Genomic DNA, 21,878 nt, shown 5'->3' with positions numbered 1-21,878 from the left:
CCGGCCGAACCTAGCCGAGCGGTTCCGGCCGATCGTCGTCCCCGTGAAGCAGCGCGGCGGGGTCGATGGACGGCGCGGATGCACGGGTCAGCGCGTTGTCGACCGTCGAACGCACCAGCGAGCTCAGGAACGAACCCGGATGCTCGAATCCGATGCCGCTGAGGATGCCGGTCGCCTGCTCCACGATCGCCCGCGAGAACGTGCTGGCCGTCGCGATCGCCTCGGCGTATGCGATTCTGTCCCCTTCGGCCACGACGACGGGCTCACCGCCCATCTCGACGACGAGTGCCTGACCGATCGGAAGGACCGGCGCGGGCGCGGTGACCGCGAAATACGTCTCCTGGAGTCGCGCGATGTCGAGGCTGGTCCCGGTGAACGCGAGCGCCGGATGCACGGCCAGCGGGATGGCGCCGGCCGCCGCCGCGGGCGCCAGCACATCCACTCCGAACCCGGGCGCCGTGTGCAGCACGATCTGACCGGGCTGCCAGCTGCCCGTTGCTGCTAGGCCCGCGACGAGCGACGGGAGCTCAGCGTCCGGCACCGCGAGGATGACGAGTTCGCTCCTCTCGACGATGGTCTGGATGTCCAGCACGGGTGCACCCGGAAGGATCGCATCCGCGCGTTCCCGGCTTCGCTCCGACACCGCCGAGATCCCGACGATGGCGTGGCCCGCACCCGCGAGCGCGGCACCGAGCACGGGACCGACCCGCCCGGCGCCGATGATGCCGATTCCGAGGCGTCCTGCGCGCCGCTCGATCATGACAGCTCCCCCGGTGCAGATTCGTTCCAGCGGTGGCTGCGGTCCGCTCTGGCCGAGGAGATCGCGCCGGCCGATACGGCGTCGAACAGTGCCAGACTCCTGTCGCGGTCGATCACAGCGAGTCGGGGCCGCACGGGTCCGGATACGGTGTGGAGCCTGGTCGACGCGAGGCCGAGCATCCGGTCGAGCGGTCCCTGGTACAGCTCGAGGCTCTGCAGCCGGGCAAGCGGCACGATCGCCAGGCTCCGCCAGAGGAACCCGCGACGCAGGAGCACCACGCCGTCCGTCAGCGCGTACCCGGTGCGCTGCCACGAGAGCGGACGGAGCCAGGCTGCGCGTCGTGGCGCTCCCACGAAGCCGTCCTGTCCGCGCGAGGTCATGCCCGCGATGACGAGTTCCCGGTGCGCCGGTGTGGCGAACTCCGGCAGGACGAGCGACAGCACGTGGGCGACGTCGTCGAGGTCGCCCACCGGCAGCATGGTCGTGTTCGGCTGCCCGGCCGCGCCCTTCTCTGTCGAGTGGCCCGCGGTGTCGATGCGGATCTGCCACCAGCCGAACGGACGCCAGAGAAGCGGCTGCGAGACGTCGACGGCGTGGATGCGCCCCGGCGGCAGGGTCTCGTTGCTGAGGCTGAACAGCCCGAAGCCCACGCGCACACCGTCGGGCGTCCCGGCGATGCTGTACCGCAGCGACTTCGTGAACCGCCTGATGTAGAAGCTGATCGAGCCGATGAGACCCGGAAGGACGACGAGGAGCAACCAGAGCCGCCCGGTCGCGGCTCCGGTGATCAGGCCTGCCCCGACGAGCAGCAGGAAAACGGTGAAGCCGCTGAGCACGATCGAGCCGATCAGCCGGAGCGGCGGGATGGCGACGACGGACTCGGGCGGCGCGAGGTCGGGATGAAGCTCCGGGGCCAGGAACTCGTTGACCCGGCGGTTCAGGATGTCCGCGACTCCCGCCGGCGCGGCCCCCTGCTGCACGCGCTCAGCCGACTTCGCACCCGACGCGAGGCGCAGGATGTCGCCGCGGAGTGCATCCGCCAGCTGCGACGACAGGTACGACAGCTGCACGTTCGCGTCGTGTCCGGCCACACTGACTTCGAGTTTCGCTGCACCGAAGACGCGCGCGATCACCGGCCTGACGACGTTGATGCCCTGGATGCGGTCGAGTCTCGCCTTGCGCTGCGTGCGGAACAGGATGCCGCTGCGCACCTCCACCGCGTCCTCGCTGATGCGGAAACTGTGCATGCGCCACGAGAGGTAGAACCCCCCGAGGCAGACGATGAGCACGACCGCAACACCCAACAACGCCCAGCCCTCTAGGCCGCGGTTGTAGATCTCATCGATGGGGTCGCCGCCCAGGTCGGGCGCGCCGATGAAGAAGCTCACCAGGCGCTCGCGCAGGTTCGACAGCACGACGCCGAGCACGGCGATGAACACGATGCCGCCCTTGAGCAGAGGAGTCGCGGGGTGCAGCCGGTGCCACTCGCCGTCCGTCAGCTGCTCGGCGGCGCGCTCCGCCGCGGTCAGCCGCTCGCCGCTCACAGCCCGGCCCGGCGGCTCTCCGCCAGCTCCACCAGCCGGTCGCGCAGGTCGGCCGCATCCATCTCGGGAAGCCCGGGGATCGAGACGTTCGTCGACGCGGCGGCGGTGACGAACTTCAGGTCGGCGAGGCCGAGAATGCGCCCCACCGGGCCGCGGTTGATGTCGATGAGCTGCATCCGCCCGTACGGCACCGAGACGAAGCGCTGGAACATGATGCCGCGACGGAACAGGAGGTCGTCGTCGCGCAGCTGGTAGCCGATCGCTCGGGCCCGGCGCGGCGCGATGATCAGCTGGATGACCGTGATGGCGACGATCGCGATGAGCGCGATCCATGCCCACGAGACGCCGGCGACCAGCCACAGGAACGTCGCAATGGCGCTCAGCACCAGTCCGCTCATGAGCGAACCGACGATGACGACCACCACGTATCGCGGCGCGACCCGCCGCCATTCACCGACCGCGAGGTCAAGACGCGCTGGCATGGTTCCCTTCCGGTTTCTTGTCGTCGTCCTCCGGCGGGAGCGTGCAGAGGTATTCGGCGACGAGGCCTGCGGCGAGCAGGATGGCGGCGCCGACCGTGGCGGCGACCGCCTGCAGGATGGCGTCGGATGCGGGCAGCACCGACCGGCTGAGCAGGTAGGCGAGCACACCGATGCCCGCTCCGGTCAGGAGCGCGCCGCTCAGGCTGCAGGCCTTGGCCAGTACGGCGATCCGCATGGCCCGGAACGGGTCGATCCTGGTGCGCACCTTGGCGTGGGTGGCCCTCCTGATCGGGATCGCGAACCCGATGACGATGGCCGCGATTGCCACGAGGGTGATGGGCAGCGACAGCGGCGGGATGAACACGGCCAGCCCGGCCGCGGACTCCCCCAGCTCCACGAGGAACCCGACGACGATACCCGCGACGCCGAGGCCGATGAGCGGCGTCGCACGTGTGCGTCTCACAGGGCACCCCCATCCTCGGTTTCGGCGCGGACCTGGCGCGCAGCGTCGATCCGCGCGGTCTCGTCGCGCACCCCATCCTCTGCAGCGTCGCTGACAGGATACGGCCGAATCTCGTCGCCGGCTGCGCCGAGGAGCAGGTCGATCCGCCCGTGTCCGACGAGCTCGGCATCCGGCTGGATGGCGTGCCACGGAGCGAGCACGAAGGCACGCTCCCACGCCCGCGGGTGCGGAAGAGTGAGTCGCTCATCGTCCAGCACGCGACCGTCGTAGTCGACGATGTCGATGTCGAGCGTCCGGTCGCCCCAGCGTTCCTCCCGAACGCGGCCGTGGCGGTCTTCGATTGTGTTCACCACGTCGAGAAGGTCGTGGGGCCCGAGTACGGTGTCGATCACGACGACGCCGTTCAGGTAGGCGGGGGCAGTGGCGTCGACACCGCTGGGCCGGAGGGCGGGCGTCTCGACCAGCGGCGACACCTGCTGGACGCGGATGCCGTCCTCGGCGTCGAGGTCGGCCACGGCCTCGCGGATGGTCGCTTCGCGATCCCCCAGGTTGCTTCCGAGCGCCAGAACGGCCGGCACCGAGGGGCGGAGTCGCTCGGGGCGCGGATGCTGCGGTGCGGTCATGCCCTGTCCCGCTCCCGCTCGATGGTCACGGACACGTCGGTGAACGGCACCTCGATGGGCGCGTTCGGCTTGTGCACGGTCACCCGCACAGCATCGACCGGCGGATGCGCGAGAACGACTCCCGCGATCCGTTCGGCGAGGGTCTCGAGAAGGTCGACCGGATCACGGCGGACGGCTTCGGCCACCTCGACGGCTAGCTCGCCGTAGTGGACGGTCGCCGCTACGTCGTCGGAGGTCGCGGCGCGAGTGAAGTCGAGCCACGCGGTCACATCGATCACGAAGTCCTGGCCCTGCTCGCGCTCGAAGTCGTACACGCCGTGGTTCGCGTGGACCCGCAGTCCGGTGAGGGTTATCGAGTCCGCTCGGTTCGCCGCATCGTGGCTAGTCATCTCGTCCAGCTTGCCATGCCTCGACCACGTCGAGCGCGAGGCGGGTGCCTGCGACATCGTGAACACGCACGCCCCACACGCCTGCCTGGGCGGCGAGCGCGCTGATCACGGCGGTCGGTCGGTCGCGATCCTGCGCCGGGGCGCCGTCAGGGAGGAGGGCACCGAGGAATCGCTTGCGGGATGCGCCGATCAGTACCGGAAAGCCGAGCGCGACGAACGCGTCCAGATTGCCGAGCACCTGCCAGTTGTGGACCGCCTTCTTCGAGAACCCGAGACCGGGGTCGATGATGAGCTTCGACGGGTCGACGCCTCGCCCGGTGAGGTCGTCGATGCGTGCGCGGAGCTCGGCGGCGACCTCTGCCACCGTGTCGTCATAGGTGGCCAGCGCATCCATCGCATCGCTCTGGCCGCGCCAGTGCATGACCACATAGCTGAGCCCGGTGTCGAGGACCGCTGCGGGCATCCCAGGGTCGGCGAGCCCGCCGGAGACGTCGTTGATGATCGCGGCGCCGGCATCCGCCGCTGCGCGGGCAGTGGATGCGTTCATCGTGTCGACGCTCACCGTGACGCCACGATCCGCGAGCTTGCGGATCACCGGGATGACGCGGGCCTGCTCCTCGGCGGGATCGACGCGCACCGCTCCGGGCCTCGTCGACTCCCCGCCCACGTCGATCAGGTCAGCCCCCTCCTCGACGAGCTGGAGCGCGTGGTCGACGGCCGCACCCGGCTCGAGGTAGAGCCCGCCGTCGCTGAACGAATCCGGCGTCACGTTGAGGACGCCCATGACGAGGGTGCTCACGCGACCCCGCGACCGATCAGTGCCAGCAGACCGGCCCGTTCGGCCGGGTCGGCGAGTTCACCACGGCTGGCAACCGTGACGGTCGTACTGTCGGTCTGCCGCACACCGCGGGTGGACACGCAACTGTGCTGCGCGTCGAGCACCACGAGCACTCCGCGGGCATCGAGCCCTTTGTGCAGGGTGTCAGCGATCTCCTCGGTGAGCCGCTCCTGCATCTGCGGGCGGGAGGCGAGAGCCTCGACGACGCGGGGGATGCGCCCCAGTCCGACCACGCGCTCGTTCGGCAGGTACGCGACATGCGCGACGCCGAGGAACGGCAGAAGGTGGTGCTCGCAGATCGAGCGGAAGGCGATGTCACGCAGCAGCACAGTCTCGGCGTCGTGACCTTCGAGGGGGACTCCCTCGCCGAGAAGCTCCGCGGCGTCCTGCCCGAGACCGGCGAAGAACTCCTCGTACGCGTCGGCGACGCGCGACGGGGTGGAGACGAGCCCGGCACGCGAAGGATCCTCGCCGATGGCGGCGAGGATCTCAGCGACGGCGGCCTCGATGCGCGTTCGATCGATTCCGGTCATGCGCACCCCAGCCCCGGCCTAGGCCGTGGCCGGCCGCGGCTTGCGAACAGGTGAGCGCTTCGGCTTCGACGGCGGCTCCGAGTCGATGCCACCGTCGACGGCACCAGCGTCGATCGGGGCCTTCGCCGGCATCGCGATCGGGGGAAGATCGGAGATCGGACGCTTGTCGCTGGAGAGCCACTGGGGGCGCTCCGGCAGCTTCACCACGTCGGCGAAGATCTCGGCGATCTGGTTGTGGTCGAGCGTCTCCTTCTCGAGGAGAGAAGCAGCGATCCGGTCGAGGATGGGACGGTTGTTGTTCAGGACCTCCCACGCTTCGTCGTGCGCCTTCTCGAGGAGTGCACGAACCTCGGCGTCGACGCGCTCGGCGATGCGCTCCGAATAGTCGCGCTGGTGACCCATGTCACGACCGAGGAACATCTCGCCCGAGGACTGGCCGAGCTTGACCGACCCGACCTCCGCGCTCATGCCGTACTCGGTGACCATCTTGCGGGCGATCGAGGTCGCCTTCTCGATGTCGTTGGAAGCGCCCGTGGTGGGGTCGTGGAACACGATCTCCTCCGCGACGCGCCCGCCCATGGCGTAGGCCAGTTGGTCGAGCAGCTCGTTGCGGGTGATCGAGTACTTGTCTTCGAGCGGAAGAACCATCGTGTAGCCGAGGGCGCGTCCACGCGGGAGGATCGTGATCTTCGTGACCGGGTCGGTGTAGCGCATCGCCGCAGCAGCGAGCGCGTGGCCGCCCTCGTGGTATGCGGTAATCAGCTTCTCCTGGTCCTTCATCACGCGGGTGCGCTTCTGGGGTCCGGCGATCACGCGGTCGACGGCTTCATCGAGCGCCCGGTTGTCGATCAGCTGCGCGTTGGAGCGCGCTGTCAGCAGCGCGGCCTCGTTGAGCACGTTCGCCAGGTCGGCGCCGGTGAAGCCCGGAGTCTTGCGGGCGAGGACTTCGAGGTCGACGCCTGCTGCGAGCGGCTTGCCGCGGCCGTGCACCTCGAGGATCTTCTTGCGGCCGTTGAGGTCGGGCGCGTCGACGCCGATCTGGCGGTCGAAGCGGCCGGGACGCAGCAGCGCGGGGTCGAGGATGTCCGGGCGGTTGGTCGCCGCGATCATGATGACGTTCGTCTTGACGTCGAAGCCGTCCATCTCGACCAGCAGCTGGTTCAGGGTCTGTTCGCGCTCGTCGTGCCCACCGCCGAGGCCCGCGCCACGGTGACGGCCGACAGCGTCGATCTCATCGACGAAGATGATGGCGGGGGAGTTCTCCTTGGCCTGCTGGAACAGGTCGCGAACTCGGCTCGCACCGACGCCGACGAACATCTCGACGAAGTCCGATCCGGAGATCGAGTAGAACGGAACGCCGGCCTCACCGGCCACGGCCCGCGCAAGCAGGGTTTTGCCCGTTCCGGGAGGGCCGTACAGCAGCACGCCCTTCGGGATGCGGGCGCCGACCGCCTGGAACTTGGCCGGCTCCTTGAGGAAGTCCTTGATCTCCTGCAGTTCTTCGATCGCCTCGTCGCTGCCGGCGACATCGTCGAACGTTACCTTCGGGCTCTCCTTCGAGACGAGCTTCGCCTTCGACTTGCCGAACTGCATGACCTTGTTTCCGCCGCCCTGCATACCGGAGAGCATGATCCAGAAGAACACGCCGATCAGCAGCACGGGCAGGAGGAAACCGAGAGCCGAGAGCAGCCAGTTCGGCTGCGGGACCTCGTCGTTGAAGCCCTTCGAGAGCTTCGCGTTGTCGACGGCCTGGACGACGTCGGCGCCACGCGGTGCGACGTAGTAGAACTGCACCTGGCTGCCCAGCGTCGGGTCAGGATTGGTGAGCGTCAGGTCGACGCGCTGCTCGCCGTCGACGATCTTGGCGCTTGCGACCTTGTCGTCCTGAAGAAGCTCGAGACCCTTCTGGGTCGAGACCTCCTTGAAGCCCGACATGGTGATGAAGCTCGAACCGATCCATACGATGATGACGGCCAGCACGATGTAGAGGATCGGGCCCCGGAAGATCTTCTTGACGTTCATGGTGGTGCAAGAGTATCGCTTCGGCGCTGAATGCCCGCTGCGTGTTCGCTTGGCGCGGACTTCGCTCGGAGGATCGCATCGCGATCCCGCGGTCCCAGCGCCGAGGCAGCTGTGCTGCCGAGGTCACATTTTGCGGATCAGGTGTAGACGCCCGGCGACAGGATTCCCACACCACGCAGGTTTCGGTACTTCTCGTCGTAGTCGAGCCCGTACCCGACCACGAACTGGTTGGGGATCTCGAACCCGACGTACTTCACGTTGATGTCCACCCGCGCCGCCTCCGGCTTGCGCAGCAGGGTGCAGATCTCGACGGATGCGGGACCGCGCGAGTTGAGGTTGGCGAGCAACCACGACAGGGTCAGCCCCGAGTCGATGATGTCTTCGACGATCAGCACCGTGCGGCCGCTGAGGTCGGTGTCGAGGTCTTTGAGGATGCGGACCACACCGCTCGACTGCGTGCCCGACCCGTACGAACTGACGGCCATCCAGTCCATCGTGACCGGGATCTTGAGCTCGCGTGCGAGGTCGGCCATCACCATGACCGCGCCCTTCAGCACGCCGACGAGCAGGACATCCGTACCGGTGTAGTCGGCCTCGATCGCGCGAGCGAGCTCGGCGATCCGGCTCTGGATCTGCTCCTCACTGATGAGAATCTCGGTCAGGTCGTCGGAAACGTCCGTGAGTTCCATGGAGCGGTGCGATCCTTTGGGTTCGTGGCCTATGCCGTAGTAAAGATGAGCAGCCCGTTCTGCCTGACAACTCTAACGCCTGGCAGGGTGAGAGCTTTCTGACCGTGCCAGTCCGTGATGAGCTCGGAGACGGCGAGCGTGTGCACGCGTTCGAGGGAGACGCCGAACTCGTTCGCGACGACCAGGCGGACGATGCGCTGGCGCAGTGCGGAAGGATCGGCGGCGAGGCCGCGCACATCCAGGGCGACCGCCCCATCCGCTGTCTGACTGGTGAGTTCAAGCGCCCACTCGAGGGCGAGGCCGTCGAGCGCATCCGAGTCCTCGCGCAGCTGCTCCGCCGTGCGGGCGAGCGCTTCGGCGACGCCCGGTCCGAGCTCGGCCTCCATGACGGGGAGCACCGTGCTGCGCACACGGACCCGGGTGAACGCGGTATCGGCGTTGTGCGGGTCCTCCCAGGGCACCAAGCCGCTGTCCGCGCAGAAGAGGCGCGTCGTCGCGCGGCGGATGCCGAGCAGCGGGCGCAGGTAGGGTCCGGTCTCCGTCGCCATCCCTCGCAGGCTCGTCGGCCCGGACCCGCGGGCCAGCCCGAGGAGCACCGTCTCGGCCTGGTCGTCGAGGGTGTGGGCGAGCAGGATGCGGCTGGCGCCGGTCTGCGCCAACGCCCGGTCGAACGCCGCGAAACGCGCCGCGCGCGCCGACGCTTCCGGGCCACCGGATGCGGTGACCTCCACCCGGCTGACGATCACGGGGTCGAGGTCGAGCGCTCTCGCCTGCGCGGCCGCAGCATCCGCCACGTCCGCAGAGCCGGCCTGGATGCCGTGGTCGACGATGACGGCGCCGGCGCGGAGGCCCATCCGCGGCGCTTCGAAGGCCGTCGCAGCGGCGAGCGCGAGCGAATCGGCTCCCCCGCTGAGCCCGACGAGGACGAGCGGGCCGAACCGTGGATCGTCAGACTCGGATGCCGCAGCATCCGGTCCTTCACCGTCGAGACCCACACCGTCGAGGCCGGTGAGCGCCTCGCGGACCGCGCGGCGGACGTCCGCGATGGGCGGGGTGAGTCTGGGTCTTCTTCCCGCTGAACCGCTGGCGTGCATCCACTAACGTTATTGGAGTCTTGTGAAACGAGGGAGAGAAAACTCATGGCCGAATACGACGTGATCGTCGAAATCCCGCGGGGGAGCCGCAACAAGTACGAGGTCGACCATGAGACAGGCCGCGTCTACCTCGACCGCGTGCTCTTCACGAGCTTCGTCTATCCGACCGACTACGGCTTCTTCGAGAACACGCTCGGGCTCGACGGCGACCCGGTCGACGTGCTCGTGCTGCTCGAGTACCCGGTCTTCCCGGGGGTCGGCGTGAAGGTGCGCCCCGTCGGCGTGCTCAACATGAGCGACGAGGCCGGAAGCGACGCGAAGGTCATCGCCGTTCCCTACAAGGACCCCCGCTGGCAGCACATCCAGGACATCGACGACGTGCCGCAGCAGACGCGCGACGAGATCCAGCACTTCTTCGAGCACTACAAGGACCTCGAGCCCGGCAAGTGGGTCAAGCTCGAGGCGTGGGGCAACGCGGCCGAGGCCGAGGCCATCGTCGAGGCGGGGATCGTGAAGCTCGCGGAAGAGGGCGGTCACTAGCCGCTGCTGCAGCCGTTGGACCTGCGACCGCACAGGATCTGAACGAGCGCCCGGGTTGCACCGTGGGCGGGGGTTCAGAACCTGTGCGGTCGACTCAGTTTGGGCCGCAGCGCATGCCGGTCAGCGGCGCAGAACCGACGGGCGGGGCAGGCCGATCTCTTCGAGCAGGTCGCCGAGCATCCTGTCGAGCTCACGGCCGGTCTGCGTGATCTTGTTGTTGTCGAAGCCGGCGAGTTGGGAACTTGGCTGATCGACGGACAACTGGGTGCGCCCGCGCCGGGTGACGTGCAGTTCGAGCCGGATCGGGGTGTAGAGCAGCGCTCCCGGATCGTTCCGGAACATCCGGGACATGGTCACGTAGTCGCCGATCAGGTAGCTGGCGCTCGGGATGTCCGCACCAGCGACCCGCATCACCGGCGTCGGATAGTGCCGCCAGAAGACCGCGAAGGTGTGGATGCCGTTGCCGGAGGACTCCTGCACGAAGCGTCGCCACTCGGCTCCCGAGTCGACGAGTTCACTGAACCGCCTCGCGTCGAGGGCCGGAACCTCCGCTTCGAAAGCACGCCGCAGAGTCTCGAACGGCACGTCGGCCTCGAGCTCGATCCGGTTCACCGACACGGGCACGATGCGTTCGGAAGCGTGAAAGGTCACCCTTCCATTCTCTAGTTACTCTGGCAGGCGGGCTGCACGAGTACGGCAGGCAGCAGGTGCTGGGTGCAGACGGTGTCGCGCGACTTGACGACCCAGGTGCCGTCGACCCACTCCCACAGGCCCGTTACCTCGTCCTGGCCGATGATGACCCCGCCTGTCGCCCACACGCCACTGCAGAGCGGGTGCTGGGCGACGGTGCCGCCAAGACCCGCCGCCGCCCGCGCTGCCTGTAACAGGGCGGCCTCGCACGGGGCGGATGCCGCTCCCGTCGGCGACGGGGTCGGGCTCGCGCCGGTGCTGCCGGAGTCAGGCACTGCCCCGTACGCGATCGCACCCATCGGACCGCTGATGCCTCCGACAGCCGTCCACGAGGCGCCGTCGGTGCTCGACATGATCCGCGAGCCGACCAGCGCGTGCATCGGGTTCGGCAGGTATGACTCCTCTGTCGCCGCCAACCACCGCCCCGCGCCGAACGCGACGGCCTCGGTCCGCTTCTGTTCCATTCCGGGCGCCACTGTGACCTGCCAGGTTCGACCATCGGTGCTCGAGTCGACGACGCCGTCGGTCGACACCGGGTCGAACGTGTTCGGGTCCGGTCTCGCGAAGGGATTCGCGTTGATGAGCCACCCGGCCGAGCCGTGCGAGATCTGCGCACTGTCCTGCGACATCAGTTCGGCGATGTCCTGCTCCGTCCAGCTCGTGCCGTCGGAGCTCGAGTAGAGCACGACCGGGGCCGCGCGGGAGACCGACGCCGACGCCATCCACCGGCCATTGCCGTAGGCCACCGAATTGAGCCCGGACAGGCCATATTTGGCCGTGCCGGTCACGGTCGCGACCGGGCTCCAGTCGGAGCCGTTGGGGCTCGAATAGACGATGCCCGCACCACCGGCATTTGATTGCACGGCAGTCGAGCCGGCAGGTGCGTCGCCGACCGCCACGAATTTGCCGCCGCCGAACGCCACTCCGTTCAGATGTCCCGGCACGCTCGCGACCTTCTTCCACGATCGCAGATCAGTGCTGGTCACGATGTCGGACTGCGGACCGTCGAAAACAGGCGGCAAGGAGACGGCCACCCACACGCCATCCCCCCAGGCGAGACCGGAGACGAGTTGGTGCGGGAGCAGCGCTGTCTCCGCCCACGTCGTGCCGTCGCCACTGACCGAGACGACCGTCTGGTCGACGATGCCCGTGTCGGTCGACGACGTGTACGACGATGCCGCCCAGACGGACGTGATCGCTCCGGTCGGTTGCGCGTAGACGGCTCCCGTCACGACGTCGACAAGGCTGAGCTGCTTCGCGCTGGCCCCCGCACGAACCCAGATCACACCGGTCGCCACATAGCCGGGCCAGGCGGTTCCCACCCTGTGGGCCGTGCGCAGGTCGACCAGTTGCGGTGGCGTGAGCGGGTTTCCGCAGTTGCATTTGACGCGCGGTGTACCGGTTGCATCCACCATCACTGCGGTGCCTGCTTGCAGGACCGAGAGAAGCGATGTCGCCGCTCCCTTGCTGTAGCCGTGGTTGCCGACCAGAGTGTCGTTGTTGAGGATGACCGGGGTCAGCGATGCGACGAAGTGCGGGATGTCTGCGACCCGGATTCCGAGGACACGTGCCCAGGCGGCGGCCTTGGCCGGATTGGCCCGCAGATACGTCACCAGCCGCTGCGGGTCGCAGACCTGGGCCTGGCCGCTCCCGCCGTACAGCCCGGGCGTCGTCCCCTGCGCGGCCGGCATTCGGGTGTCTTCGGCCACCGGGAGGGTCGCGCGCAGTTGGGCGCTCTTCTTTTTAACGCTGTCCGCTGTCGTCGGCGCTGTTCCCGCCACCGACTGGGTGAACGGGTTCGGACCCGGCTTGTTCGATGGGATGAGTGTGACCGAGGCGGCCGCGTTGCCGGAGGTCGCGACAAAGACCGTGACGACGGCGCCGACGAGCACCGCTGCTGCTGCGATCGCCACGACGATCCACCAGCGGCGGCGATGGGCGACAGGTTCGACGGTCACCAGCCCGGCCGAGCCTGTCGATGGGCGCACCCACTCGACACAGAACTGACATTAGCTCATTTATGCGACCAACGGGAGACGAGTGGTCACCCCGGCTCCGTGGTTCCCTTGGCGTGCGGCCCCCGGAGCGTCCTAGGCGCTCGGGCGGATCACCTGGTACCAGGGGCTGCCCCAGACCGACTGGATCTTGACGACGTCGCCCTCGGTCGGCGCCGCGATCATCATGCTGCCGCCGAGCGAAATGCCCACGTGGTAGAAGTTGCCGGGTCCGTCACCCCAGAAGATGAGGTCGCCGGCCTGCCGCTGGCTGAACGGCACGACCTGGCCCCGCGCGGCCCCGGTGAACCACTGGTTGTTCACCGAGTGCGAGCCGATGTAGACGCCTGCGTAGGCGTAGGCCTTCATCGTGAGGCCGGAGCAGTCGTAGCCGCCCGGGCCTTCTCCGCCGAAGATGTACGGCTTGCCCAGCTGCGCATAGGCGTAGTTGAGCGCGGTCTGAACGACGTTGCCGTTCGGAGGCGCGATAGTTCCACCGCCTCCTCCTCCGCCGCCACCCCCACCGCCACCGCCGTGGTTCTGGTGCTGCGCCGCCTGCGCTGCCTGCGCTGCCTGCGCAGCGAGCTCCTGCCGATGCCGGATCTCCGCCTGGCGCGCGGCCTCCTCAGCCGCTTTGCGCTTCGCCTCGCCCACGAGATAAGCGCTCTCGACCGCCGCCGACGTGTTCTTCAGCGTGGCGAGCTGGGCGATCAACTCGGTCGACTTGGTCTGCTGGGTCGCGAGTGCGGCCTGTGCCTTGGTCTGTGCAGCCTGCGCTGCGGCGAGGGCTGCACTCGCGGCCTCGGCGAGCTTCTCACGCTCCACCTTCGCGACGTTGGCCTGGTCGGTGAGCGCCGACGCTGTGTTCTTGTCCTTGGTCGCCTCGGCATAGACATCCTGCGACTGCTGCGTGAGCTTGCTCATCGTGCCGAGCTGGTAGAGCAGCTTGTCCGCCGTCGAGCCGTCTCCCCCGCCGTTCAGCAGCAGCTCCACGGTCGGGTCGCCGCCGCCACCCGTCTTCGCGAGATGCGAGGCGAGGAGGCCTGCGCGCATCTGCGACGTCTTCGCCTTTGCAGCCGCCGCATCCGCCTGTTTCTTGAGGTCGGCGGCCTTCGTCGTTGCCGCATCCAGAGCATCCTTCGCCTGGAAGTAGGCCTCCGCAGCCTTCTCGGAGTCGATGCGTGCCTGGTCGACGGCCGTCTGCAGCCCGGCGATGAGCTTCGTGATGTTGGCGATCATCGCCTGCTGCTGGGTGACGTTGGCCTTCGCCTGCTGCACGTCGTTCCACGACGGGTAGTTGTCGGCGAACGCCGGGGGTGCGATGATGCCGACGGATGCCGTGACGACACCCATCACGCCCGCGCTGATCGCGGTCACCGGCCGCACGCGCGGCCCTTTGTCGTTCTGACTAGCCAAGTGGCGCCTGCCTCTGTCTCATGAACGGGATCCCGTCGATCTTCACGCCGTTCACCCGGACTTCGTAGTGGAGGTGGCATCCGGTGGACGCCCCCGTTGTTCCGACGCGCGCGATCGGCTGGCCGGCCCCGACATGCTGGCCGACGCCGACGAGGATGCCCCCGTCGCGGATGTGCGCGTAGCCGGTGTCGATGCCGCCGCCCACGTCGATCCGGACGAAGTTGCCGTACGACCCCAGCGGCCCTGCGTAGATGACGGTCCCGTTGTGCGCTGCGTAGATGGGTGCGTTGCAGTACGCGCCGATGTCGATGCCGAGGTGGTAGGTGCTGCCGATACCACCCGGGGATGCACGCGGACCGAAGCCGTCGGTGATCGGGCCGGCCGCGGGAACGGCCCACCCCTGCGGACCGACGTAGCCGCCGGGGAGGCCGCCGGACCCGGCCGCGGCAGCCCGGCGCGCGGCCTCGGCGACACCGGCCTGGTAGCCGGCGACCGTCTTGACGACCTTGTTGTTCAGCGCAGCGAGCTGCGCCCGCATCACGATGATCTGCTTCTGCTGCTCGGCGAGTTTGTTCTGCGCCGCGACGGCAGCGGCTGCCGCGGCCTTCTGCGCGGCCACCGCGGCGATCCGGAGCTTGTCGCGTTCGGCGCGGGCGACCGCGGCGTCGTCGGCGAGCGCCTTCGCGGTGTTCTGGCTTGCCTTTGCCTGTTCGTAGATGCCGCTGGATCGCTCGACCAGCTTGGTCATGCTTCCGAGATCGGAGAGCAACTGCTCCGGACTCGTCTTCGAGGCGCCGTTACCGCTCAGGAAGAGGCTCGCGGTGAGGTCGCTGCCGCCGGTGCGGTAGAGCTGGGCCGCGAGCCGGCCCGCCTGGGTTGTCGCCGCTTCCGCTTTCGCCTTGCTAGCGTCGGCCTGCGCCTGGATGAGCTGCGCCTTGATGATGGCGTCGTCGAGTTTCGCCTCGGCCACCTGGAGTTCTTCGCCGCGCTTCTTCAGCTCGGCCTGGGTCGCCGCGACCTCCGACTTCAGTTGCGCGATCAGACTGTTGATCCTCGCGACCTGAACAGCAGTGGCCGAGGCGCTCGCCTTCGCGTTCTGCACATCCTGCCAGCTCGGGTAGCTCGTCGCGTAGGCGGGGGATGCGATGGAGCCGACCGCGATGATCGCGAAGATCGCGACGATCGCCGTTCTCACGCGCCAGCGGCGGCGCATGCGCGTCTGCTGCGTGGTGCCGTCGGATGCGGGTTCTGTGCGCTTCATCGTCCCTCGAACTCTGTCACTCGAATCCCATCTGTCACTCGAGTCACGTGAATCACGCAGTTAACAGTAACGAACGGGTAACATACGTCAACCCGCCCGCGGTCCACGCGTTGGCGACCCGCGAGAGGGCCGCCAGGCAGAATCTAACCCGGCCGCCGCACGATCATCCGGTGATTTCGCGCCCGTCGCGGGATTGGTGCGGTGCCGCATCCGGCCGGTTTGGCATTTCGCTGAGGAGTCCGTATGCTTGTGCGTCGGTAGTAATGCGGTGCGTGTGAGCGGATTGCAGGTGCTCGGCCCCATCGTTTAGCGGCCTAGGACGCCGCCCTTTCACGGCGGTAGCACGGGTTCGAATCCCGTTGGGGTCACCAACTACACGTACAATTGAATAGCTTCACATCGAGGCCCTGTAGCGCAGTTGGTTAGCGTGCCGCCCTGTCACGGCGGAGGTCGCGGGTTCAAGTCCCGTCAGGGTCGCCAAGGCGAGAAGCCCTTCCGCGAGGAAGGGCTTCTGCCTAGAAGGCCTCTTCCTCGAAGTCGGCTTTCGGCTCTGTAGCTCAGTTGGTAGAGCGTTCGACTGAAAATCGAAAGGTCACCGGATCGATGCCGGTCGGAGCCACTGCCCTACTCCCTAGCTTCTACATGGGAGTAGGGCTTTTTCATGCCCGCGCCAGTCCGCCCGATTCGGGCGTCTGACTACATTTCGACTACAACTGAATTCGGCGCATTGTCGTTCAATGCGATCGCAACAGCATCAAGGTCGTCATCGAAGAGGTCAGCGTAGACATCGAGAGTCATTGCTGCCGAGGCGTGTCCGAGCATGCGCTGCACAGCTTTGACGTTTGCTCCTGCTGACACTGCGAGCGACGCAGCCGTGTGCCGTAGCTCGTGAAGGGTCAGCCGAGGAAAGGTGTCGTCCTTTTCCATGCACCGCGCTACTGCGGCGTTGAAAGCTCGATTGCGATAATTCCCGGCGCGTAGGACGCCGCCATCGGCTCCTGTGAACACGGGCTCCTCAGGGTCCCGGCCGACGCATCGCTCCTCGAGTGGGATGGTCAAGAGCTCAGGGAACGGTACGGACCGCCGCTCGTGGTTCTTCGGTGTACCCCAGATGATCACGCCCCGCGGCTCAGAGACAGCTCGTACCACGTCGATCCGGCGACGGTCGAAGCCGATCCGGTTGATCCTCAGGCCTGCCATCTCTCCCCACCTCAGCCCCGTATAGGCCAGGAAGAGGACGACGTCGCCCTGACTTCCACACTCGTCCGCGAGGGCACGGACTTGGGCGTGCGGGTGCTACCGACGAACCTCGAGTCCCGAGCTTCCGATGGCACCGCAACACCCGACGGAGACGGGTCGATCGAGGGATGCGAACGGCACACGCGAGCCCGTGGCCCGCTATCTCCCGAGCTGCCGGCTGGGTCGACGCGTCCTAGGACCGATTTGGAGAGATTATCCCCTCGATTCGCGTGGGACCGGGAAATTTGCCGTGCTTCTCCAGTACACGCAACGCGATTTCCATCGCCCGCTGGGCTGGCATCCCTACTGGACGAACGTTGCTCGGAAGGCCCGTTGCGAGCCGCACCGTTGTTAAGGGATCTGAGTCGAGAGCCATAGATCTCCCTTTCTCCGCCGATAGCAGAGGTATGCGTCGATGCCGTCAGACTTCACGAAATACTTCCGGCTGTACTCGCGCGCCGGGCACGGATTCTGCTAGACCTCGCGATCGTCAAACGCGGCCACCGAATTCAGGGACGCGAGGTAGTTCGCAAGCGGGTTGGTGCGGCAGTCTCATGTCCACGCCGGCTAGCTCCATGCCGCCTATACGTCTGCGGCGACGAGAAGATCGAGCGCGACGTCCGTGATCATGTCTTCCTGGCCGCCGATCAACTTCCGATTTCCGACTTCGACGAGGATGTCCCTGGCGTCGAGCCCATACGTCACGGCTGCCCGCTCCGCGTGCCGGAGGAATGACGAGTAGACACCGGCGTAGCCGAGGGAGAGGGTCTCTCGGTCGACTTGGACGGGACGGTCGTGCAACGGTCGAACCAGGTCGTCCGCGGCGTCCTGCAGCTGGAAGACATCGGCATTCACGTCCCAGTCGAGCAGCTTCGCTACGGCAACGAAAGGTTCAATCGGCGTGTTGCCGGCGCCGGCCCCGGCGCCGGCGAGGGAGGCGTCAACCCGGTACGCGCCTTCCTCGACCGCGACAACGGAGTTCGCCACGGCAAGCGAGAGGTTCTGATGCGCATGGATTCCGATCTCTGTCTTGTCGCCGAGAATCTCCCGGTACGCCCGAATCCGGTCACGGACTCCATTCATGGTGAGCCGGCCGGCGGAGTCGGTGACGTACACGCAGTTCGCGCCGTACGACTCCATCAGCTTGGCCTGCTTGGCGAGCGATGCGGGATCGGACAGGTGCGCCATCATGAGGAATCCGGAGACATCCATCCCCCATTCGCGGGCTGTCTCGATGTGCTGCCTCGAAACATCCGCCTCCGTGCAGTGGGTCGCGACGCGTACAGAGCGGACCCCGAGATCGAACGCACGCCTCAGATCGTGGAGGGTGCCGATTCCTGGCAGGAGGAGTGCCGTGAGAACAGCGTTCTTCACCACCGCCGCAGCTGCTTCGATCCACTCCCAGTTGGTGTTGGATCCGGGCCCGTAGGTCAGTGAACTACCGGAGAGTCCGTCGCCGTGCGTCACCTCGATCGCGTCGACGCCCGCAGCGTCGAGTGCTGCCGCGATCGATGCGAGTCTTTCGGGGGTGATCCGGTGCCGGATCGCGTGCATCCCGTCTCGGAGAGTCACGTCCTGCAAGTAGATCTCGGTCACGCTGCCACCTCTGCTTTCGCCAATACGATGCGTTCGGCGGTGCGCAAGGCTGCCGACGTCATGATGTCCAGATTTCCCGCGTAGGCGGGAAGGTACATTGCCGCGCCCTCGACCTCGAGGAAGACGCTGACCCGGGTGTATCCGTCGGGACGGCGGCGCTCCTCGGGCACGAGGTCGTCGAAATCGCTCGTCTCGTCGGCGAACTGAACGGCTTGCTTGAGCCGATATCCGGGAACGTATTGAGCGACCTCGGCGATGCGCGCTTCGATTGCGGCCACGATCGCCGCTTTGGTCGCGTCGCTCGCAGGATCGATGAGTACCTGCACCGTGTCACGCATGATCATCGGCGGATCAGCCGGGTTGAGGATGATGATCGCCTTGCCCCGCGCGGCTCCTCCGACCTGCTCGATACCGGCGGACGTTGTCTCCGTGAACTCGTCGATATTGGCGCGTGTGCCTGGGCCTGCCGATTTCGACGCGATCGAGGCGACGATCTCCCCATAGTGAACGGGGACCACCGAACTGATCGCAGCGACCACGGGGATCGTTGCCTGGCCGCCGCAGGTGACCATGTTGACATCCTGCGCGTCGAGGTGCTCGTCGAGATTGACTGCCGGAACGACATAGGGGCCGATCGCGGCGGGAGTCAGATCGATCAGTGTCTTACCGAAGGGCAACAGTCTGTCCGCGTTGTGCTTGTGGGCGCCGGCGCTGGTCGCGTCGAAGACGATGCTGATCTCGTCGAACTGGGGACTTCTGATGAGGCCCTCGACCCCTTCGTGGGTCGTCTCGAAGCCGAGCCGCCCGGCGCGGGCCAGCCCGTCGGAGTCGGGATCGATTCCGACCATCACGCCCATCTCGAGAACGTCACTGAGACGCAACACCTTGAACATCAGGTCGGTGCCGATGTTCCCCGAGCCGACGATCGCGACCTTTGTCTTGCTCATGATTACTCCTTGATTGGGATGTCTTCGAGCGCATGAGGCTGGGAGATCACCCAGTCCGGCTCGGTTACCAGCAGCGAAAAGTTCCCGGAGCGGATCTCGACGTCGACCACGTAGCGGAACCCGGCGTCCTCCGCCCATCCGATCGCGGTGAGGTCGCCTTCAGGAACGGGAAGAACGATCCTGCGGCAGCGTGGATCCGCTTCGAGCACGTTCGCGGCGAAGATCCGGACGGCCTGGGGATCCACCATCCCGTCGATGCCGAGCTCCCGATCGTGGGTCCCCGCAGGATACGCGTCGACGAGTTCACCGCGTCGCGCATACCGCACACCGATTCGGGCCACGCCCGCACCCTCAGTCGTGACTTCTTCCGCGATCTCGGCCTCTTCAATAGGCCAATAGGTCGTAGCCGTCGCCATCACAGGTCGTCACCTCCCGCTGCCCGCACGAACCCGCGGACGCCGATTCCCCCATCGGCGTTGAGTATCGTGCCCGTCATGACGCTCGAGTTCTGGCGTGATGCGAGCAGCACGTAGGGTCCCGTCGAGTCGGCAGGGTCGACACTCGCGTCGTGAAGTGGAAGGAGCATATTGGGCCCGGAGTCTTCGTTCTTTTCGAAGGACTTCTCGATCGACCGCTCCGACAGGCCAAGAGATGACGGCCCCCTCAGGTCCGTTCGCAGCCCGCCGATGGCCACACCGTTCACGCGCACCTTCGGGGCGAGCTCGTAGGCGAGCTCGACCACGAGGCCGCGGCCCGCGTGTTTGCTCGCGGTGTAGATGGCGCCACCGCCGGCCGAGTAGAAGGATGAGTTCGACAATGTCATGACGACGTTGCCGCGGCTCTCGACCAGCGCCCGCCACGCGGCGGAGACCGTGAGCAGATAGCCCTTCACGTTGATCTCGAACACCTCGTCGAACATCGAACTCAACTCCGTGCCGGACAAACGGGTCACCGAGCGGTGATAGTCCCAGATACCGGCGTTGGGGACAAGGATGTCGAGCTTTCCGAAGCGTGCGGTCGTCGCCGCGACGGCGGCTTCCAGATCGGCGGATGACCGCACGTCACCGGCGATCGGGAGCACTCGGTCGCTGGCGGCCCCTGCCAGTTCGACGGTGGTCTGTAGTCGCTCGGCGTCGCGGCCGAACACGACAACACCGTTTGCACCTTCTTTGAGGAACCTCAGCGCAACGGCTTGGCCGATGCCCGAGCCTCCGCCGGTGATGAAGGCGACGTCGCCCTGGAGCCAGCCAGTCATTCAGTTTCTCCGAGGAAGTCGCCGACCAGCTGTTCGAATTCGCGCTTGCGCTCGACCTGCACCCAATGGCCGCAGCCCCCGAAGACGTGGAGTTGCACGTCGTCGATGTTGCTGAGCATGATCCACGCCCCGTCGAGGGTGATTGTCCGGTCATCCCGCCCCCAGACGAGGAGGGTCGGCGCGGTGACGCGGTCGAGGTCCTTCCAGAGCGGGTCCATTCCGCCTCGCTTCGCGAACGCAGCGTTGTAACGGTGGTAGAACGCGACATGGCTTTCATCGAGCGAAGCCTCATACCGCGCCTGGATGTTCGCGTCGTCGAACAGCCGGGGGTTCGCGACCATCGTTCGCACGAAGTCCTTCATTTTCGCGACGGAGGGACCTTCGCCGTTGAAGTAACGGAACATGGCCTTCTGGCCTTCGGTCGGGGTGGGTCCTGTGGGAAGCCAGCCGCCGCCGGGTGCCATGAGGACGAGCTTGCTGACGCGCGTCGGCTGCGCAATGGCCATAGAGAGCGCCGCCGCTCCGCCCAGCGAATTGCCGAGGAGGTGGAACCGGTCGATACCGAGGGTGTCGAGCACCTGGTAGATCGCATCGACCGTGATCGCCGTGATGCTGCGCTCGTCGAGGTCCTCCTGCGATGGGCGGTAGCTGGCGCCGAACCCGGGTTGATCCGGGAGGATCACCTGGAATCCACTGAAGGCATCGAGGTTGTCCCGATAGTTTGCCAGCGCGCTGGCGCCTGGGCCGCCGCCGTGCATCATCACGAGCGGTACCCCGCTCCCCGCAACGGTCACAGAGATATCGCCGAGTGTCGTTTTTACGATTCGGGTGTCGAATGCGGTCGCCGTGTCGGTCACCGGATTTCCTTTCGGGAGGATCAGAAGAATGTCGAGATGTTCTTGGTGAGAAGGACGTTCTGTTCCAGAAGGATCGTCCGCTTCACCAGCTCGAAGCCGTGTACGCCACCGATACGAAGGATGTCCGTGCGGCCGCCGGCATAGAGGTCGACCTCTGTCTGCAGACGGTTGCGATAGACCAGGAACGCGCTTCGCGCCTGCAGGAGGCCGTCACCTCGCTCGTGGACCGTGACGTTGGAGATGAGGTGGCGCGTGCGCGACGGCGGGTCCTCAGCCCAGGCCATGCCGGAGTCATACCGGCGGATCCGCCAGGCAAGCGACTCCTTCGTCTCGTCGTAGAACGCGGACTCTCCGGGCGCGGCCACCGAAAGCGCCTGCTGACGACGAACCCGGTTGCTCCGCGTCGGCGCCCAGTAGTGCAGGTCGTCAGCCAGCATCTCGAGCCAGTCCGCGAAGCGGCCGTCGTCGAGGAACTCGGCCTCGAGAAAGTAGAACTGCCCCACCTCGAAGTGTGTCTCGAGACTCGCGCGCTTGCCTTCCGCTTCGTCCGGTGCCGATGGCCCGACCGAAGTCGCACCGTTCAGGGTGGCCGGGTTCAGGTATTCGGACATGTGATCATCCCAGCTTGTTCGGGTGAGGGGCTCAA

23 protein-coding genes and 3 tRNA genes are annotated in these 21,878 nt (G+C 66.9%); 4 read left to right on the top strand and 22 right to left on the bottom strand.

From position 1 onward, the window contains the following. Positions 1–10: 10 nt before the first annotated feature. The 11 genes from ACV7NN_RS14045 to tilS all read right to left on the bottom strand — a co-directional run bounded on the left by ACV7NN_RS14045 (position 11) and on the right by tilS (position 9,437). Positions 11–760, bottom strand: a complete 750-nt coding sequence (locus ACV7NN_RS14045) for a Rossmann-like and DUF2520 domain-containing protein (protein ID WP_463350187.1) — start codon at positions 758–760, stop codon at positions 11–13. Next, positions 757–2,304, bottom strand: a complete 1,548-nt coding sequence (locus tag ACV7NN_RS14040; protein ID WP_463350186.1) for a PH domain-containing protein — start codon at positions 2,302–2,304, stop codon at positions 757–759. The genes ACV7NN_RS14045 and ACV7NN_RS14040 overlap by 4 nt, the downstream gene beginning before the upstream one ends. After that, positions 2,301–2,786, bottom strand: coding sequence for a PH domain-containing protein (locus ACV7NN_RS14035; RefSeq protein ID WP_463350185.1), 486 nt, complete (start codon positions 2,784–2,786; stop codon positions 2,301–2,303). The genes ACV7NN_RS14040 and ACV7NN_RS14035 overlap by 4 nt, the downstream gene beginning before the upstream one ends. Beyond that, positions 2,770–3,249 (bottom strand): DUF3180 domain-containing protein, encoded by a 480-nt coding sequence (locus tag ACV7NN_RS14030; protein WP_463350184.1) that lies wholly within the window; start codon positions 3,247–3,249, stop codon positions 2,770–2,772. Before ACV7NN_RS14030 ends, ACV7NN_RS14035 begins: the two co-directional genes overlap by 17 nt. After that, the gene (gene folK / locus ACV7NN_RS14025) at positions 3,246–3,872 is read right to left on the bottom strand and encodes a 2-amino-4-hydroxy-6-hydroxymethyldihydropteridine diphosphokinase (RefSeq protein WP_463350183.1); all 627 of its coding nucleotides are present in this window, start codon (positions 3,870–3,872) and stop codon (positions 3,246–3,248) included. Before folK ends, ACV7NN_RS14030 begins: the two co-directional genes overlap by 4 nt. Beyond that, on the bottom strand, positions 3,869–4,261 hold the full coding sequence (gene folB, locus ACV7NN_RS14020) for a dihydroneopterin aldolase (RefSeq protein ID WP_463350182.1): 393 nt from the start codon (positions 4,259–4,261) through the stop codon (positions 3,869–3,871). The genes folK and folB overlap by 4 nt, the downstream gene beginning before the upstream one ends. Further along, entirely contained in the window at positions 4,254–5,045 is a 792-nt protein-coding gene (folP, locus tag ACV7NN_RS14015) for a dihydropteroate synthase (RefSeq protein WP_463351300.1), read from the bottom strand. The genes folB and folP overlap by 8 nt, the downstream gene beginning before the upstream one ends. A gap of 11 nt (positions 5,046–5,056) precedes the next feature. Continuing rightward, on the bottom strand, positions 5,057–5,632 hold the full coding sequence (gene folE / locus ACV7NN_RS14010) for a GTP cyclohydrolase I FolE (RefSeq protein ID WP_463350181.1): 576 nt from the start codon (positions 5,630–5,632) through the stop codon (positions 5,057–5,059). 18 nt (positions 5,633–5,650) lie between these two features. Beyond that, positions 5,651–7,654 carry an ATP-dependent zinc metalloprotease FtsH gene (gene ftsH / locus ACV7NN_RS14005; protein ID WP_463350180.1) on the bottom strand — a complete coding sequence of 668 codons (2,004 nt, stop codon included), beginning with the start codon at positions 7,652–7,654 and terminating at the stop codon, positions 5,651–5,653. A 137-nt stretch (positions 7,655–7,791) separates the two neighbouring features. Beyond that, on the bottom strand, positions 7,792–8,343 hold the full coding sequence (hpt, locus tag ACV7NN_RS14000; protein WP_463350179.1) for a hypoxanthine phosphoribosyltransferase: 552 nt from the start codon (positions 8,341–8,343) through the stop codon (positions 7,792–7,794). Positions 8,344–8,372: 29 nt separating this feature from the next. Continuing rightward, complete coding sequence (gene tilS, locus ACV7NN_RS13995; RefSeq protein ID WP_463350178.1) at positions 8,373–9,437, bottom strand: tRNA lysidine(34) synthetase TilS; 1,065 nt, start codon at positions 9,435–9,437, stop codon at positions 8,373–8,375. Between the two features lie 45 nt (positions 9,438–9,482). On the opposite strand from tilS, the gene ppa reads away from it, so the two are divergent. Then, a complete protein-coding gene (gene ppa / locus ACV7NN_RS13990; RefSeq protein WP_463350177.1) occupies positions 9,483–9,977 on the top strand; it encodes an inorganic diphosphatase in 495 nt (164 codons plus the stop codon). Between the two features lie 120 nt (positions 9,978–10,097). Here ppa and ACV7NN_RS13985 read toward each other — a convergent pair whose 3' ends face one another. The 4 genes from ACV7NN_RS13985 to ACV7NN_RS13970 all read right to left on the bottom strand — a co-directional run bounded on the left by ACV7NN_RS13985 (position 10,098) and on the right by ACV7NN_RS13970 (position 15,338). Further along, positions 10,098–10,628, bottom strand: coding sequence for a hypothetical protein (locus ACV7NN_RS13985; RefSeq protein WP_463350176.1), 531 nt, complete (start codon positions 10,626–10,628; stop codon positions 10,098–10,100). A gap of 11 nt (positions 10,629–10,639) precedes the next feature. Then, positions 10,640–12,625 carry a DUF6777 domain-containing protein gene (locus tag ACV7NN_RS13980; RefSeq protein ID WP_463350175.1) on the bottom strand — a complete coding sequence of 662 codons (1,986 nt, stop codon included), beginning with the start codon at positions 12,623–12,625 and terminating at the stop codon, positions 10,640–10,642. A 132-nt stretch (positions 12,626–12,757) separates the two neighbouring features. Beyond that, positions 12,758–14,077, bottom strand: a complete 1,320-nt coding sequence (locus ACV7NN_RS13975) for a C40 family peptidase (RefSeq protein ID WP_463350174.1) — start codon at positions 14,075–14,077, stop codon at positions 12,758–12,760. Beyond that, on the bottom strand, positions 14,070–15,338 hold the full coding sequence (locus ACV7NN_RS13970; RefSeq protein ID WP_463350173.1) for a peptidoglycan DD-metalloendopeptidase family protein: 1,269 nt from the start codon (positions 15,336–15,338) through the stop codon (positions 14,070–14,072). The genes ACV7NN_RS13975 and ACV7NN_RS13970 overlap by 8 nt, the downstream gene beginning before the upstream one ends. Positions 15,339–15,633: 295 nt before the next feature. On the opposite strand from ACV7NN_RS13970, the gene ACV7NN_RS13965 reads away from it, so the two are divergent. From ACV7NN_RS13965 to ACV7NN_RS13955, 3 genes are all read left to right on the top strand, one after another. After that, a tRNA-Glu gene (locus ACV7NN_RS13965) sits at positions 15,634–15,709 on the top strand. 32 nt (positions 15,710–15,741) lie between these two features. Continuing rightward, positions 15,742–15,818 (top strand) — tRNA-Asp (locus ACV7NN_RS13960). A gap of 66 nt (positions 15,819–15,884) precedes the next feature. Then, positions 15,885–15,957 (top strand) — tRNA-Phe (locus tag ACV7NN_RS13955). 77 nt (positions 15,958–16,034) lie between these two features. On the opposite strand, the gene ACV7NN_RS13950 is transcribed toward ACV7NN_RS13955, so the two are convergent. The 7 genes from ACV7NN_RS13950 to ACV7NN_RS13920 form a co-directional block, all read right to left on the bottom strand. Then, a complete protein-coding gene (locus ACV7NN_RS13950) occupies positions 16,035–16,568 on the bottom strand; it encodes a site-specific integrase (protein ID WP_463351299.1) in 534 nt (177 codons plus the stop codon). 591 nt (positions 16,569–17,159) lie between these two features. After that, the gene (gene dmpG / locus ACV7NN_RS13945) at positions 17,160–18,173 is read right to left on the bottom strand and encodes a 4-hydroxy-2-oxovalerate aldolase (protein WP_463350172.1); all 1,014 of its coding nucleotides are present in this window, start codon (positions 18,171–18,173) and stop codon (positions 17,160–17,162) included. Further along, on the bottom strand, positions 18,170–19,120 hold the full coding sequence (locus ACV7NN_RS13940; protein WP_463350171.1) for an acetaldehyde dehydrogenase (acetylating): 951 nt from the start codon (positions 19,118–19,120) through the stop codon (positions 18,170–18,172). The genes dmpG and ACV7NN_RS13940 overlap by 4 nt, the downstream gene beginning before the upstream one ends. 2 nt (positions 19,121–19,122) lie before the next feature. Next, positions 19,123–19,536, bottom strand: coding sequence for a GNAT family protein (locus tag ACV7NN_RS13935; RefSeq protein WP_463350170.1), 414 nt, complete (start codon positions 19,534–19,536; stop codon positions 19,123–19,125). After that, the gene (locus ACV7NN_RS13930; protein WP_463350169.1) at positions 19,536–20,375 is read right to left on the bottom strand and encodes an SDR family NAD(P)-dependent oxidoreductase; all 840 of its coding nucleotides are present in this window, start codon (positions 20,373–20,375) and stop codon (positions 19,536–19,538) included. The genes ACV7NN_RS13935 and ACV7NN_RS13930 overlap by 1 nt, the downstream gene beginning before the upstream one ends. Beyond that, entirely contained in the window at positions 20,372–21,232 is an 861-nt protein-coding gene (locus ACV7NN_RS13925) for an alpha/beta fold hydrolase (RefSeq protein ID WP_463350168.1), read from the bottom strand. Before ACV7NN_RS13925 ends, ACV7NN_RS13930 begins: the two co-directional genes overlap by 4 nt. A 20-nt stretch (positions 21,233–21,252) precedes the next feature. Further along, positions 21,253–21,843, bottom strand: coding sequence for an aromatic-ring-hydroxylating dioxygenase subunit beta (locus tag ACV7NN_RS13920; RefSeq protein ID WP_463350167.1), 591 nt, complete (start codon positions 21,841–21,843; stop codon positions 21,253–21,255). Between the last annotated feature and the right edge of the window lie 35 nt (positions 21,844–21,878).

It is taken from the genome of Leifsonia sp. Ger2509, from assembly GCF_055231915.1.
Note: the sequence above shows the minus strand (reverse complement) of the source record. Positions and strands in the feature narration are given on the sequence as shown.

Bases quoted from the DNA above. Each gene is read 5' to 3' on its own strand.
- ACV7NN_RS13970 (WP_463350173.1), bottom strand. From the start codon at position 15,338: ATGAAGCGCACAGAACCCGCATCCGACGGCACCACGCAGCAGACGCGC.
- folE (WP_463350181.1), bottom strand. From the start codon at position 5,632: ATGACCGGAATCGATCGAACGCGCATCGAGGCCGCCGTCGCTGAGATC.
- folK (WP_463350183.1), bottom strand. From the start codon at position 3,872: ATGACCGCACCGCAGCATCCGCGCCCCGAGCGACTCCGCCCCTCGGTG.
- folP (WP_463351300.1), bottom strand. From the start codon at position 5,045: ATGGGCGTCCTCAACGTGACGCCGGATTCGTTCAGCGACGGCGGGCTC.
- hpt (WP_463350179.1), bottom strand. From the start codon at position 8,343: ATGGAACTCACGGACGTTTCCGACGACCTGACCGAGATTCTCATCAGT.
- ppa (WP_463350177.1), top strand. From the start codon at position 9,483: ATGGCCGAATACGACGTGATCGTCGAAATCCCGCGGGGGAGCCGCAAC.
- ACV7NN_RS14035 (WP_463350185.1), bottom strand. From the start codon at position 2,786: ATGCCAGCGCGTCTTGACCTCGCGGTCGGTGAATGGCGGCGGGTCGCG.
- folB (WP_463350182.1), bottom strand. From the start codon at position 4,261: ATGACTAGCCACGATGCGGCGAACCGAGCGGACTCGATAACCCTCACC.
- ftsH (WP_463350180.1), bottom strand. From the start codon at position 7,654: ATGAACGTCAAGAAGATCTTCCGGGGCCCGATCCTCTACATCGTGCTG.
- ACV7NN_RS13935 (WP_463350170.1), bottom strand. From the start codon at position 19,536: ATGGCGACGGCTACGACCTATTGGCCTATTGAAGAGGCCGAGATCGCG.
- ACV7NN_RS14045 (WP_463350187.1), bottom strand. From the start codon at position 760: ATGATCGAGCGGCGCGCAGGACGCCTCGGAATCGGCATCATCGGCGCC.
- ACV7NN_RS13940 (WP_463350171.1), bottom strand. From the start codon at position 19,120: ATGAGCAAGACAAAGGTCGCGATCGTCGGCTCGGGGAACATCGGCACC.
- tilS (WP_463350178.1), bottom strand. From the start codon at position 9,437: ATGCACGCCAGCGGTTCAGCGGGAAGAAGACCCAGACTCACCCCGCCC.
- ACV7NN_RS13920 (WP_463350167.1), bottom strand. From the start codon at position 21,843: ATGTCCGAATACCTGAACCCGGCCACCCTGAACGGTGCGACTTCGGTC.
- ACV7NN_RS13930 (WP_463350169.1), bottom strand. From the start codon at position 20,375: ATGACTGGCTGGCTCCAGGGCGACGTCGCCTTCATCACCGGCGGAGGC.